General features: G+C 63.4%; 12 protein-coding genes and 1 tRNA gene. 5 read left to right on the forward strand and 8 right to left on the reverse strand.

Annotation, left to right across the window (positions count from 1 at the left end; all coding sequences use genetic code 11):
• Positions 1-48: 48 nt before the first annotated feature.
• Positions 49-1,644, reverse strand: coding sequence for a hypothetical protein (locus AC070A_RS09895; protein ID WP_492384454.1), 1,596 nt, complete (start codon positions 1,642-1,644; stop codon positions 49-51).
• Positions 1,645-2,045: 401 nt separating this feature from the next.
• Between AC070A_RS09895 and AC070A_RS09900 the strand changes: the two genes are divergently transcribed.
• Complete coding sequence (locus AC070A_RS09900) at positions 2,046-2,375, forward strand: DUF6665 family protein (protein ID WP_057247836.1); 330 nt, start codon at positions 2,046-2,048, stop codon at positions 2,373-2,375.
• Here AC070A_RS09900 and AC070A_RS09905 read toward each other — a convergent pair whose 3' ends face one another.
• Together AC070A_RS09905 and AC070A_RS09910 are read right to left on the reverse strand one after the other, a co-directional pair.
• Positions 2,376-3,134: a hypothetical protein gene (locus AC070A_RS09905; protein ID WP_113479334.1), complete on the reverse strand. Its 759-nt coding sequence runs from the start codon at positions 3,132-3,134 to the stop codon at positions 2,376-2,378.
• A gap of 184 nt (positions 3,135-3,318) precedes the next feature.
• On the reverse strand, positions 3,319-3,873 hold the full coding sequence (locus AC070A_RS09910; RefSeq protein ID WP_057247838.1) for a BA14K family protein: 555 nt from the start codon (positions 3,871-3,873) through the stop codon (positions 3,319-3,321).
• Positions 3,874-4,087: 214 nt separating this feature from the next.
• On the opposite strand from AC070A_RS09910, the gene AC070A_RS09915 reads away from it, so the two are divergent.
• The 3 genes from AC070A_RS09915 (at position 4,088) to AC070A_RS09925 (ending at position 6,920) form a co-directional block, all read left to right on the forward strand.
• Entirely contained in the window at positions 4,088-5,521 is a 1,434-nt protein-coding gene (locus AC070A_RS09915) for a phosphomannomutase (protein WP_057247839.1), read from the forward strand.
• Between the two features lie 77 nt (positions 5,522-5,598).
• Positions 5,599-5,685 (forward strand) — tRNA-Leu (locus AC070A_RS09920).
• Between the two features lie 278 nt (positions 5,686-5,963).
• Positions 5,964-6,920, forward strand: a complete 957-nt coding sequence (locus tag AC070A_RS09925; RefSeq protein ID WP_057248231.1) for an adenylate/guanylate cyclase domain-containing protein — start codon at positions 5,964-5,966, stop codon at positions 6,918-6,920.
• 6 nt (positions 6,921-6,926) lie between these two features.
• Here AC070A_RS09925 and AC070A_RS09930 read toward each other — a convergent pair whose 3' ends face one another.
• The 3 genes from AC070A_RS09930 to AC070A_RS09940 form a co-directional block, all read right to left on the reverse strand.
• Positions 6,927-8,918: an adenylate/guanylate cyclase domain-containing protein gene (locus AC070A_RS09930; RefSeq protein ID WP_057247840.1), complete on the reverse strand. Its 1,992-nt coding sequence runs from the start codon at positions 8,916-8,918 to the stop codon at positions 6,927-6,929.
• A 152-nt stretch (positions 8,919-9,070) separates the two neighbouring features.
• Positions 9,071-10,111, reverse strand: coding sequence for a hydroxyacid dehydrogenase (locus AC070A_RS09935; protein WP_058324535.1), 1,041 nt, complete (start codon positions 10,109-10,111; stop codon positions 9,071-9,073).
• A 197-nt stretch (positions 10,112-10,308) separates the two neighbouring features.
• Complete coding sequence (locus AC070A_RS09940) at positions 10,309-10,620, reverse strand: hypothetical protein (protein WP_057247842.1); 312 nt, start codon at positions 10,618-10,620, stop codon at positions 10,309-10,311.
• 108 nt (positions 10,621-10,728) lie between these two features.
• Between AC070A_RS09940 and AC070A_RS09945 the strand changes: the two genes are divergently transcribed.
• Positions 10,729-11,355 carry a ribonuclease D gene (locus AC070A_RS09945; protein WP_057248232.1) on the forward strand — a complete coding sequence of 209 codons (627 nt, stop codon included), beginning with the start codon at positions 10,729-10,731 and terminating at the stop codon, positions 11,353-11,355.
• A 35-nt stretch (positions 11,356-11,390) separates the two neighbouring features.
• Here AC070A_RS09945 and AC070A_RS09950 read toward each other — a convergent pair whose 3' ends face one another.
• Both AC070A_RS09950 and AC070A_RS09955 read right to left on the reverse strand, forming a co-directional pair.
• Positions 11,391-11,750 carry a YqaA family protein gene (locus tag AC070A_RS09950; RefSeq protein ID WP_082615689.1) on the reverse strand — a complete coding sequence of 120 codons (360 nt, stop codon included), beginning with the start codon at positions 11,748-11,750 and terminating at the stop codon, positions 11,391-11,393.
• 68 nt (positions 11,751-11,818) lie between these two features.
• Entirely contained in the window at positions 11,819-12,100 is a 282-nt protein-coding gene (locus AC070A_RS09955; protein ID WP_057247844.1) for an Rdx family protein, read from the reverse strand.
• Between the last annotated feature and the right edge of the window lie 103 nt (positions 12,101-12,203).

A 12,203-nucleotide genomic window follows, 5' to 3' on the forward strand; every position in this document is an offset into this window, starting at 1 on the left:
GATCTCCGCGGGTTTTTCTTTGGCCGAATTCTTGCTCGGGTCGCGCCCTCAGCCGAGGCCGCCGAGCCTGCGATAAAGATCATAGGCGTCGGGTGCTTCCGGCGTCTCGCCCTCGAGCATGGCTTCGTCCGTTGGCTCTGCTCCATCCCCTTGATCGTGGCCGTCGCCTTCTTCTGCGCCCTGCTCTTCGTCCGATGCTTCATCTTCCGATCCGCCAGGCATTTCGTGGCTGAGATTTTCGGTCTCCGCCGTGTCGTTGGCGGCCGGCGGGTAGGGGATCATGGCAAAGGGAATGGCTTCGCGCGGCAGGCCGTTTTCGACCAGCCTGGCGATGACCTGCTGCATCGTCTGTTCATCGGTTGCGCGCTGCGGCCGCATGTCCACAGGCAGGCGCTGGGCAGCCTTCGTGTCCTCGGCCTGGTCGTCGAGCAAGGACGGCAGGGCGTTGCCGCCGTCCGGGGCCTCGCGCTGGCGCGCCGCGGCGTCGTTTGCGCGCACCAGTGTGACGGTTTCTTTTGACGGGACCGGCGCCGGCGCGTCGGTACCATTGGCGTGCTCAGCCGCCGGCTTGGTCTCGGCGCCGGCCGCGCTTCCGGGCAGGGTTACGCTGTCGCGAATGAGCGTCTTGATCGCCTCGAAGAGCACCCGCACCGGCCGGGCCTCAGGATTGCCGCGGCCGGTCGCCGTTGCTGTCTTGGCGTCCTTCTCCTCCGCATCAGGCATTGGGCCATAGGTGCCATCGGGGTCGGCGTCCTCAGCGGTTTCGGCAGTCGCGTCGGCTTCGGCCGGCGCCGCCGTGCTCTCGCTGGCCGGGACCTCGGTTTCGGCATGCCCGCCATCGGGCGGCGGCCCGGTTTCCTCAGGCTCAGGCCCGAGGGCCGTTTGCGGCGCTTCCTCGACTTCGCCTTCGCCTGCCAGCAGGGCGGCGGCGGTTTCGACCGGCGTGCTTTCCTGTGGCGTGGGCTTGCCTGTGCTCGCACGCGTTTCGCTTCGCTCCGGTGCGGCGTTTCGGGCTTTTGAGGGCGCCTCTGTCGTTCCGGCCTGGTCCAGGTCATCACCCCGCGGTTCGAGCGCGTCGGTGTCGTTGCCGACCCCAAAGGTCTTGCGCAGCACCGCCTGCAGCAGCGCGACTTCGCCGGCAACCGGGGTACGCGCAGCAACCGGGTTGAAAGGCATTGCCGGCTGGAGAGAGGGGTTACGCAGGATGACGTCGCGCGCTTGAGTGGGCATCGGAGTGACGGTGCTGCTCGGGGCACTCGTGCCATTGCGGATCGCGGACAGTTCGGCAAGCAGGCCGACCCGGACGGCGAGGCTGCGCCCGCCGAGCTGGCGCTCGAGCAACAGCCGATCGGATGCAGGCATCGTTTCGAGGAAGGCCACCAGGCGCCGAACGAAATCGCGCCCGCCTTCCTGAGGCAGGGGTGGGAACTTCAGGATGCGCGCCAGATCCTCCATCAGCCGCACCAAAGCGTCCTTGGAGAGGATTTCCCGGCCCGAGAGGTGTCGGGTCAGGGCGTCCAGGATCTTTTGAATGGCTTCGCCGCGTTGGCCGGCGGGCAACAGCGCTGCCGGCTGCTGCGCTTTGGTGTTCGTGTCTTCTGCGGTAGCGGCCGCGGCTCGGGCCGTCTGGATGGGTATCAGCATTCTGGTCTCCATCTCGCTTGACCTCAGGTTGACCAATCGTCGTTGACCGACGAAACGCGAGTGCACGCTTGGACACGGACCGATTTCCGGCTCGCGTGCGAACTGTTTTCTTTGTCACTTACGGGTTGGCGCCTCATGCGCGTCTACAGCGCCGCGGGTCTATGAGACGCGCAAAGGTCGCTGTAGCACTTTGAGTTGCTGCATGTTTTTTAAAGAAACATGCAGGGGTCCAATGGCCGGACAGCCGCGACCAGGTCGCGGATAAGGGAATCGGCATGATCACTGAGGCTAGGTGAAAGAGGTTTATGAAATCTTAACCAAGTTTCGATCGCTGCGGCAGCCGCCCGCCCTTGCCTGCGGGCTTCGACAGCGCCATCTTCAGGACTTCTGAGGAGTTTCGGATGAGCGTTCGTCCCCCAAAAGCCCTGAGCCCGACCTTCTCGACCACCGGCGCCTTCAACGTGCTCGAATATGAACTCATGTCCGAGCGGGCCGATGCGCTCGGCCGGCATGGGCTGAAGGTGGAAAAGGCGCTTGCCGCACTGTCGGAACTGAAGGCGGAGGCGGCCCCGGATTTGCGCGAGCGGCTTCTCGATGAAGCAGCCGATGCCGTCTGGGCGTTTTTCATCCAGCGCGAGATCTGCGGGCTGCGTGACAGTCGCGATGCCGTTCGCCGCTACTGCATTCCCAAGGAGGTCATGGCAAGGCTCGGTATCGTGCGGAGGAAATGATCAGAAGCTTTGCGCCGTCAGGCTGTACAGGCCGTTCTCGTCGAAACGGACCAGGTTTTGCAGCTCGGCTTCGCGGCGCTCGGCGACATTTTCCATCTCGTCCTTGAGTTGGAGCGCACGAAGCTGCTCGTTTTGTTCGACCAGCGACTGCTTGTCGGTTCTGCGCGTGGGATCGCTGCGCAAGCTGTCGACTTGGGCTTCCTCGAGCGAACCGGATTCCGCTGTGCTCTTCAGCCGATCCACCGCCTTGGCAGCCTGTGCCTGGCTTTGAGAACTCTTGCCGCTCGTCTCTCCAAGCGCTGCCTTCAGTGTCTCGTTTTCCCGCCCGCCCGGATTCTTGAGTGCCTCAGCCAGTTCGGTGAGGGAGAGGCCGAGTCTATCCAGCCCAAGCTGCTCCTCGACCTTGGCGATATCGCTCGGATCCAGATCCTTGATCTGGTTCTCGAGCGCTCTGGCGAAGGCGGCGTCGGATGTGAACGTCTCGCGGTCGAGGTCGAAGAACGCTCCGACTTGGCGAACGAGAGCCGCGCGATTGCTGTTGGGGTCGTTCTGGGTGCGATCGAAGAAGTGCGCGTTGATCTTGTCGTTGGCCGCCCTACGGGCATCGTCGGACTGGACCTGCGCCTTCAGGACCTTGTCGTCCTTGGTGCCCTTGGCCTTTTCTTCTTCTTCCGCCTGCCGCTTTTCGATGTCCTTGAGGATCGAGCCGACCAGGCTGGTCGTTGCGGTGCCGGTCGATTGCTGGGTCGGAAGCAGCATGTATGATCCCCGGACAGCATCGTGGAGCTTTCCGAAAAGGTAGGTCGTCGCGGTTAATGCCGGCTTAACCGACGTTTCCCACAAATCGGGACCGATCGGGCAGACGAAGCCATCTGCTCCGCGATTGCGCACGGAGAAATGCGTGAGGCAGCATCGCCTTTGCGCGGCGGCGCGTCAGTCTCGCCTATCGGTAAGGCGAGTAGCAGACCCTGTAGGCACCACCGTAGCTTAGGAACCGGTTGGTCGCCGGATTGTAGGAGCGGTAGCGCGACATGCACCAGCTCACATGTGAGCCGCCGCGAACATACTGGTCCCGATAATAGTAGTTATTACCGTAGTAGCTATTACCGTAATAGCGGTTACCGTAGTAGCGACGCGGATAGTAGCCGCCATAGTAACGGGGATAGTATCCACCGCCATAGTAGCTGCCGTAGCCGCCGCCATAATAGCCGCCGGAGCCGAAGTAGAAGCTCAGGCCCGAACCACCATAATATGGGCCACCCCATCCTCGCCGGTAGTAAGGCCCTCCTCCCCATCCTGGACCCCATCCGCGACGCCAGCCGTACCCGCCATATCCGCCGTAGCGCCGGTGGTAATACTGCACATTCTGGACGTCGCCCTGTGCCTTGATCTGGAGATCGGGCGCCTGGATCGGCATTGCCTCGACAGGTCCGATGGGGGTGATCAGGGAGGTGGCGGCCAAGCTGCAGCCGATAACGAAATTGCGAAATCCCGTCATTTTATCCTCACTTTCAGAAGGCCATGCCTTCCGTTTGTGTCCCTGCCTGTATTACGTTTGTTTTTCTTGGTTTATTCATGGCGCCGGACGCTGTGTGTGGTTGCGGGAACCACTGGATTTCCGCCCGTTGCTCTCTTCAGTACGATGCGCCTATCCGTCGGTCGTGTCACTGTGGTTCTTGTCCGGTCCCTTCCCGTCGTCAGCGAGGTACACGATGCAATTGAAGTTTGGCACCAGTGGTTTGCGCGGCCTCTCCGAGGAACTGAAGGGCGAACCCTCCGCCCGCTATGCGACGGCCTTCGCCCGGCATCTTGTGGAGTCCGGGCACAGCAAGCCTGGCGATCCCATCCTCATCGCCCGCGATTTTCGCGATTCGAGCCCGGAGATCGCGGCCGTTTGCGCCGCGGCGCTGTCGCGCGAGGGGCTGCGCGTTTTTGACTGCGGCACGGTGCCGACGCCCGCACTGGCGCTCTACGGCCTCGCCAACGGGGCAGCGGGCTTGATGATCACCGGCTCCCATATTCCGGCCGATCGCAACGGCATCAAGTTTTATCGCCCGGATGGCGAGATCGACAAGGCGGACGAGGTGGCGATCAGCCGCATCGCCGACGGCATTGCAAACCAGATCGCACCGGTCGCCGATGCCGGAACCGGTGAGGACCACGCGGCCAGGGCCGCCGCCCTCTTCATGGAACGGAACCGGCAATTGCTGGCGGCCGGGGCGCTGTCCGGGCTCAAGGTCGGTGTCTACCAGCATAGCACCGTCGCCCGCGACCTGATCGCCGACCTGCTGACCCACTCTGGTGCCGATGTCGTGGCCCTTGGGCGCTCGGAACACTTCATTCCTGTTGATACCGAGGCGGTTTCGGCGGAGACGATCGAGCGGCTTCAGGATTGGGCGCGCGAACATCGCCTCGATGCGATCGTGTCGGCGGATGGGGACGGCGACCGGCCCCTCGTCGCCGACGAAAATGGGCTGCCCCTGCGTGGTGACCTGCTGGGCCTGATGGCTTGCGGTTTCCTCGGCGCCAGACTTGCGGTCACTCCGGTCACGTCGAATTCCGGCCTTGAGGGCAGGGAAGGGCTTTCCGTCCTGCGCACCCGCGTCGGCTCGCCCTTCGTGATCGCCGGCATGCAGCAGGCGCTGAAAGAGGGTACGCAGAAGGTCGCCGGCTTCGAGGCCAATGGCGGTACGCTGACCGCGAGCCCCTTTGAGATCAATGGCGCAACGCTGGAAGCGCTACCCACCCGGGATAGCTTTCTGCCGATTGTCGCGGCACTGGCCGCGGCGGCTGAGGCCAAGCTTTCGCTTTCCGCGCTCGCCGCTTCCTACCGGTTGCCTGTGGCGCTCAGCGATAGGCTCGAAAATTTCCCGGTGGAAACAAGCGCCCGGCTGATGGCCTATCTGCGCGGAGACGAGGCAAATCTTGCGGAATTCCTGGCGCCGATCGGCGGCGTCGCTGCGGTGAGCGACATCGATGGGCTGAGAGTGACGCTGGATGATGGTCGGATCATCCATTTCCGACCCTCGGGCAATGCGCCGGAGATGCGGTGCTACGTCGAGGCGGAGTCGTCTGAGGCTGCCGAAGCGCTGCTCTCAAGGGGGCTATCCACAATCCGCCGGTGGGCAGAATCCGCTTCGAACTGAGTTTTTTGCAATCCGACACGAAAACTTCAAAAACCCTGTTGACACTTCAGCTCGGGCCTTTTACACCCCAGCCCGTCGCCCAGATGGCGGAATTGGTAGACGCGCCAGCTTCAGGTGCTGGTACTCGCAAGGGTGTGGAGGTTCGAGTCCTCTTCTGGGCACCAAATTCCCAACCAAGTCTTTGATTTGGTTTTGAAAAACCCCGGTTAGCCGGGGTTTTTTCGTTTCTGGCGTTTGCCCGCAAATCGAGGCGATTTCCTGTCGCGCGGCGCGCTCTTTCCGTCGATATGGTTGCGCGTCGCCGTTATTTTCGCGCGACGCGCCTTGAAGCTTTGACCGGCAGCATTGATATTCTATTCGCAACGAAGTGGCGTGCAGACCGCACGAACGCGGCACCATGCAATCGTCCGCCGGGGCGGCGGAACTGAGCGAGGACGAGGCGATGTCTGAGACGCGTCGCAAGCTGACGACTATCCTATCCGCGGATGTTCAGGACTACACCCGGCTGATGCGTGCCGACGAGGAGGGCACGCTCGCCACGTTGAAGCGCTATCGCGATGCCATGGGACGGCTCATCGAGGCGCATGAGGGCCGTGTCGTCAACACCTGGGGCGATGGCCTCATCGCGGAGTTTCCGAGCGTCGTCGAAGCCGTGCGCGCGGCGATCGACGTGCAGAACGAGTTGGCCGGTCGCAACGAGAAATGCCCCTCGGACGAGCAGATGCTGTTTCGCATAGGCATCAATCTCGGCGACGTGATCGCCGAGGGCGACGACCTCTATGGTGATGGCGTCAATGTCGCGGCGCGCCTGCAGGCTTCAGCACCCGCCGGTGGCATCGTCATTTCGAATACGGTCTATGACCAGGTGCGCAACAAGGTCGCCGTCGGGTTCGATTTTCTGGGGCCGCTGGAGGTGAAGAACATCGATGGTGGTGTTCCGAGCTACGCCGTGCGCATCGGCACGGCCGATCCCCGCCCGGCAATCGGCATCCAAGGCTTCGGACGTTCCGCTGGTCAAGCGAGCGGGAATGGCGGCCGATCAGGGGCTGAGGCAAAGGGGGGCGGCGGGGCGGTCGCCGCGGCGAAGCGAGGATCTCTTCCCGTGCTCGCCGTCATCGCCGCAGGACTGGTCGTGCTGAACCTCCTCACCTGGAACGGGGTGCTCTGGTCCGTTTGGCCATTGCTCGGGCTCGGCATTTTGTCGGGCCTTGCGTGGCTCAAGGCAAACCCGTGGGTGGATCGCGGCATCGGTGTGCTGGCCCTTTCCGGGCTGGTGCTCCTGACGATCAACGTGCTGACGTGGCATGGAGTGTTCTGGGCCGTCTGGCCGCTACTCGCCTTTGCTGTCGTCGCCGGTATCCGCTGGGTCACCCGATCGCGCCGCAGTGTTGGTCACTGAGGCCGCCTATACGCTTTCCCCGCCTTGCGTGCCTTCCGGCTTGGTTGCCGGCATGTCTGCGGCTGCCGGCTCTGCGCCCAGCACCTCATAGATCTCCAACGCAGAGGCGCGGCCCTTCGCCTGCGCCGAGCCGAGGGGCCGGAAGCGGATAGCGGTGCCGGCATGGGCGACGACGGCGCCGCTCGCCATGATCGTGGTGTCGTAGTTCTTGTTCATGCCTTCCAGGCGGGAGGCGACGTTCACCGTATCGCCCATCGCCGTATATTGCAGTCGCTCCTTCGCGCCGACATTGCCGACGACGGCGGTGCCGGTATGAATGCCGAAACGGGTGCGGAACTCCGGAAGACCCTTTTGACGCTGCGCCTCGTTGAAGACACGCAAGCGTTCCTCGACCGCCAGCGCGCACCGACAGGCATGTTCTGCGTGCTTTTCGTCCGCCGCCGGTGCGTTCCACATCGCGAACACCGAATCGCCGAGGAACTGGATGATCGTTCCGTCGTGTTCTCCGACGGTCTCGCTGAAGATGTCGAAATACTCCGACAGCATCGCCACTACATCTTCCGGCGGATATTTTTCGCTGAGCGTGGTGAAGTCGTAGATGTCGGTGAAGAGCGCCGTCACCTCCTGTCGCCAGGCGGAGCGTCCGCTGAACTGACCGGACTCGATGCCCTTGCGCACCAGTTCCTTGGGCACATAGAGCGCGAAGGTGAAGATCGCGTCTCGCGCCCGGTTCATGGCCCCGCCGAGCGTGGAGATCTCGCTGACATGCGACGAGACGTCGATGGGCGTCGTGAAGTCGAGATCCTGCAGCCGGTTGGCGCTGGCCGTCAGCTGGTTGAGCCCCTTGGTGATCAAATGCGCAAGCACCAGCGAAGCGAGCACCGCGAGCGCCACGACCGATCCGGAAATCGCCAGCCCTTGCACGAGCGTCTGGTTGGCCTCCGCCATCAGTTCGTCCAGCGGCGCCGCCACCACGGCGCGGTTGCCGGAGAGAAGCAGCGCGGATTCGAGCGGCGTCACCATGACGAGATAGGTTCGGTCTCCGACCTCGACGAAGTCGGCCTTGCCGGGCTTAGGCGGATTGAGGCGGATGCTCTGGATCAAGGGATCGCTCTCGGCCTGCACGATCGGGCTATCCTTGTCCTTCGCCGCCATGATGCGTCGCATCATCACCAGGTCCGAGTGGATGATCGGACGCCCGACGGCATCGAGGATGAAGGAGACGGACCCGGCCGTCAGCCGCTCGCGGGCCAGGAAATCGGTGATCGTATCGAGAATGACGTCCGCGCCGATGACGATCTCCGGATTGCCCCGATGCGCTTGCGAGATCGTCATGCCCAGCGTTTCGGTGGTGGCACTTTCATAAGGGCCGGTCGAGACCGCGGCCTTTCCGTTGACCGCCGCGCGATACCACGGCCTGGTCCGCGGGTCGAAGCCGGTAGGTGGCAGCCGCCGCTCGGAAAACTGCGTGCCGTCCTTGTCGAGGAAGAGCACGCGCTGCAGAGACTTGCCGCTCGCATCCTTTTCCATCGAGCGCACGGCAATGGCAGCACCACGTGGCGCGTCCAGCGCCATGCGCCAGGCGACCTGCTTGAGATCGACCACCTGAAAGAAAGCACCGTTGGGATAGCCGACATAGACCCCGTCAATATGCGGCGAGCGGGTGATGCCCTCGCGCAGCACCGCCACCTTGTCGTTCATGCGCTCCGGCGGCGGCACGAGGAAGGAGTTGGCGACCGAGGAAACGAGGTTGACGAGGGCCGAGGTATCGCCCGAGAGCACGCCCAGTCGATCCACGAGGCGGTTCATGAAGCCGCGCATATTGGCCTCGGCGTCGGCGATCGCGGCGTTGCGCGAGCGATGATAATCGAGCCCGACGAGTGTGGCCGAGACGACAATCAGCATGGTGACGATGACCAGGCTGAACAGCGACCGCAGCGAGCTGTTCCAGCCATCGCGTGTTCTGCCTTGTCGAGCACCGGACGCCGTGTCTGCCATTGCGGTTCTCTGCTTCCGTACCGATCAACTGGCGACGACCTTAGCGTGCAAGGATGGTCGCATGTGCAAGGAAAGTTAAATGCGATTCCCATAAAACACGTTAACCGGCGGGATGCACGCCCCGCCGACACCCGCCTCAAAAAATCGCTGGGTCAGTTCACCGTCACCGGTTTCGAGCGCATGCGCGCGACGGTTTCCCGCTCGGCCCGCTTGCAGCGCATCGGCGGCAGGTTGCGGTCCATCAGATCCATGTCCTCGAGCACCATGTCGCCCATCTTCTTGAAGGCGCTGTCGAGCGCGCCGGCGCGGTGGGCGGAGCGCAGGAAACCTGGCAGGCGGCGAACCGGATGATCGAGCGGTAGCGGCTCTTCCGGAAAGACGTCGCTGGCCGCCACGATATGGCCGCGTGCGACCGCCGCCATCAGCGCATCGAAATCAACGACGCCGGCGCGGCTCAAGAGGATGAAGGCAGCGCCAGGGCGCATGCGGGCAAAGGCCTTTTCGCCGAGGAAGCCTTCGTTCTCGCTGGTGACCGATGCGACGACGAAGACGAAGTCGCTGTCGCCGAGGACCGTATCGAGCGATGCCGGCTCGACGCCGTTGTCCCTCAGGATCGAGGCTGGCATCCAGGGATCGAAGACGCGGATCCTGGCGCGGAAACCGGAGAGCACGCGGTTCAGCGCCTTGCCGAGATCGCCGAAGCCGATGATGCCGATGTCGGCGCCGGCGAGAAGCCGCGCCGATCGGTTGCCGTCGCCGCCCCACAGTTCACGGCCTTCGCGGAAGGCAAGGTCGGCGTCGACGATGCCGCGGGCGATGTTGAGCGCCATGGCAAGGCCGAGTTCGGCGACCGGTTCGGCAAAGACCTGACCGGTGGTCACCACATGGATGCCGCGCGCAAACAGCACCTCGTAGGGCATGTTGTTGATCAGGTTGCTCTCGACATTGAGGATCGCCCGGAGTTGTCCCATGCGCTGGAGCGTTGCATGATCGAGCGGCGGCTGGCCGATGATGTAGCGCGCTTCGGACAGGATATCGTCGCTAAGCCCGGCGATATCGTCCGGTTCGGCTTCGACGATCCGGTAACGCTGGTGCAGGTCCTTCAGCGCCTGCGGCGTGAAGATCAGGTCAAGCGTGCGTGGAGCGGGCGCGCTGATGGCAAGCGGCCGATTGTTGGCCATAATATCGGGCATGGTTCCTCCCACTGCATGTTTCCTTTGATCGTAACCGATTCAAGGATGAAAACATGCAGCAATTCAAAGTGCTGTAGGCGGAGGCAGTCCCGCTTCCGTACCGTCAGGCTAGGAAGAAATCCCCGCCTTGCCAAGCGGCGTGGTCGTCGAGGAGGCAAGCTTGCGAGCAACGCGACGGGCGCCGAGGCACGCCTGCTTCAATAGCCGAGGCCGCGTTTCTGGCGATAGAGCGACGGCGGCAGGTCGCTGCCCTGGAAGACCGGTCCATCACCGCGGCGGCAATTGTAGATCGTGTCGTAGACGGGGCCGCCGCGGGCCGTCGATTCGAACGGATAGTTGCGGTCGACGAAGGTCTGTTCGCAGACGGTATGGTCTCCGCCGCCATTCAGCGGATCCATCTGGCGCACGCCGGGCAGGTCCCGGTAGGTCTGTGCCGTTGCCGGGACGATGGAGAGCCCCAAAGTCAGCGCGAGGGCCGAAAGGGCGAGAGCGGAGCGAAAAGACGTCATTGTCAGGACTTTCGAACGGGCGACCGTCTGGCGGGATACGGTAACGGTATCGCCGGCGCCAAACTTGCGCTATAGGCCACACCACTTCGTTTGATCTGGGGATTTTCGATGGCGAATGCAATAAGGGTCCATGAAGGCGACATTTCCGCAGCCGATGCTGCGCGCTATACCGGTGCGATCGCCATCGACACTGAAACGCTTGGTCTCATCCCCCGCCGTGACCGTCTCTGTGTCGTACAGCTTTCGCCGGGCGACGGCACCGCCGACGTCATCCGCATCGCCGCCGGCCAGAGGCAAGCGCCGAACCTCGTCGCCATGCTCGCCGATCCGGCCCGCCAGAAGATTTTCCACTTCGGCCGCTTCGATATCGCCGTGCTCTTCCACACGTTCGGAGTGACGACGACGCCGGTTTTCTGCACCAAGATCGCCTCGCGGCTGACCCGGACCTATACCGACCGCCACGGCCTCAAGGACAATCTCAAGGAAATGCTCGACGTCGACATTTCCAAGCAGCAGCAGTCGTCCGATTGGGCGGCGGACATCCTCTCGCCGGCGCAGCTCGAATATGCGGCTTCCGATGTACTGCACCTGCATGCGCTGCGCGACAAGCTGACGGCCCGCCTGCTTCGCGACGGCCGCATGGAGCATGCCGACGCCTGCTTTGCCTTCCTGCCTACGCGCTCCAAGCTTGATCTGCTGGGCTGGGACGAGACGGATATCTTCGCTCACAGCTGAGCCGTGATCGCAACGTCTGATCGCTTTGCTTGGCGTCAGGGCGTCAGGTACAGGACGACGGCATAACGTGCCGCCTTGCCGATGGCGACGAACAGCAGGAATAGCGGCAGCTTCATGCGCAACAGGCCGGCGACCAGCGTCAGCGGGTCGCCGATGACGGGCAGCCAGGAAAGCAGCAGCACCGGCTGGCCGTAGCGGGCAAAGAGCGCCTCCGCCTTCTGTCGGCTTGCCGGAGAAACCGGAAACCAGCGTCGACCTTCGAAGCGGATCAGGAAGCGCCCCAGCGCGAAGTTGACGACGGCGCCGAGCACGTTGCCGAGCGTTGCCGCAACGAACAGGGCAGGGCGGCTTGTTTCTCCATGCAAGGCGGCAGCAACGACTGCAGCCTCCGACATGCCAAAGAGCAGCGTCGCCGACAGGAACGCAGCGGAAAAGACGCCGGCAAGAATTCCGAAATCCAGGATCAGCTCCTGTCCGTATGGCCGAGATCGCGCTCCGGATCGATGATGTCGCGGATGCGCTGTTTCAGTTCCTTGGGACCGGGGAAGCCGCCGTCGCGCTTGCGTTCCCAGACGAGCGCGTCATCGACGCGGATCTCGAAATTGCCGCCGGTGCCGGGAATGAGCGCCACTTCGCCGAGCGATTGCCCGAAGGTCTGCAGCAGTTCCTGTGCCATCCAGCCGGCGCGCAGCAGCCAGTTGCATTGGGTGCAATAGAGGATGGTGATACGCGGTTTCGGATCCATCGGCCTGGTCTCTGACGTGTGTCGGGGCGGCGACCATACCGGCGGCGCCAGGTGGAAACAACTGCGTCGCTCCGCCTCAGATGCTCACGTCCTGCTCACATAA

Source organism: Ensifer sp. GW101-20A05 (genome assembly GCF_059424735.1).

What these genes read in the sequence shown, in the direction of transcription:
- AC070A_RS09895 (WP_492384454.1), bottom strand. Translation starts at nt 1,644, where the DNA reads ATGCTGATACCCATCCAGACGGCCCGAGCCGCGGCCGCTACCGCAGAA.
- AC070A_RS09900 (WP_057247836.1), top strand. Translation starts at nt 2,046, where the DNA reads ATGAGCGTTCGTCCCCCAAAAGCCCTGAGCCCGACCTTCTCGACCACC.
- AC070A_RS09905 (WP_113479334.1), bottom strand. Translation starts at nt 3,134, where the DNA reads ATGCTGCTTCCGACCCAGCAATCGACCGGCACCGCAACGACCAGCCTG.
- AC070A_RS09910 (WP_057247838.1), bottom strand. Translation starts at nt 3,873, where the DNA reads ATGACGGGATTTCGCAATTTCGTTATCGGCTGCAGCTTGGCCGCCACC.
- AC070A_RS09915 (WP_057247839.1), top strand. Translation starts at nt 4,088, where the DNA reads ATGCAATTGAAGTTTGGCACCAGTGGTTTGCGCGGCCTCTCCGAGGAA.
- AC070A_RS09925 (WP_057248231.1), top strand. Translation starts at nt 5,964, where the DNA reads ATGTCTGAGACGCGTCGCAAGCTGACGACTATCCTATCCGCGGATGTT.
- AC070A_RS09930 (WP_057247840.1), bottom strand. Translation starts at nt 8,918, where the DNA reads ATGGCAGACACGGCGTCCGGTGCTCGACAAGGCAGAACACGCGATGGC.
- AC070A_RS09935 (WP_058324535.1), bottom strand. Translation starts at nt 10,111, where the DNA reads ATGCCCGATATTATGGCCAACAATCGGCCGCTTGCCATCAGCGCGCCC.
- AC070A_RS09940 (WP_057247842.1), bottom strand. Translation starts at nt 10,620, where the DNA reads ATGACGTCTTTTCGCTCCGCTCTCGCCCTTTCGGCCCTCGCGCTGACT.
- AC070A_RS09945 (WP_057248232.1), top strand. Translation starts at nt 10,729, where the DNA reads ATGGCGAATGCAATAAGGGTCCATGAAGGCGACATTTCCGCAGCCGAT.
- AC070A_RS09950 (WP_082615689.1), bottom strand. Translation starts at nt 11,750, where the DNA reads ATGTCGGAGGCTGCAGTCGTTGCTGCCGCCTTGCATGGAGAAACAAGC.
- AC070A_RS09955 (WP_057247844.1), bottom strand. Translation starts at nt 12,100, where the DNA reads ATGGATCCGAAACCGCGTATCACCATCCTCTATTGCACCCAATGCAAC.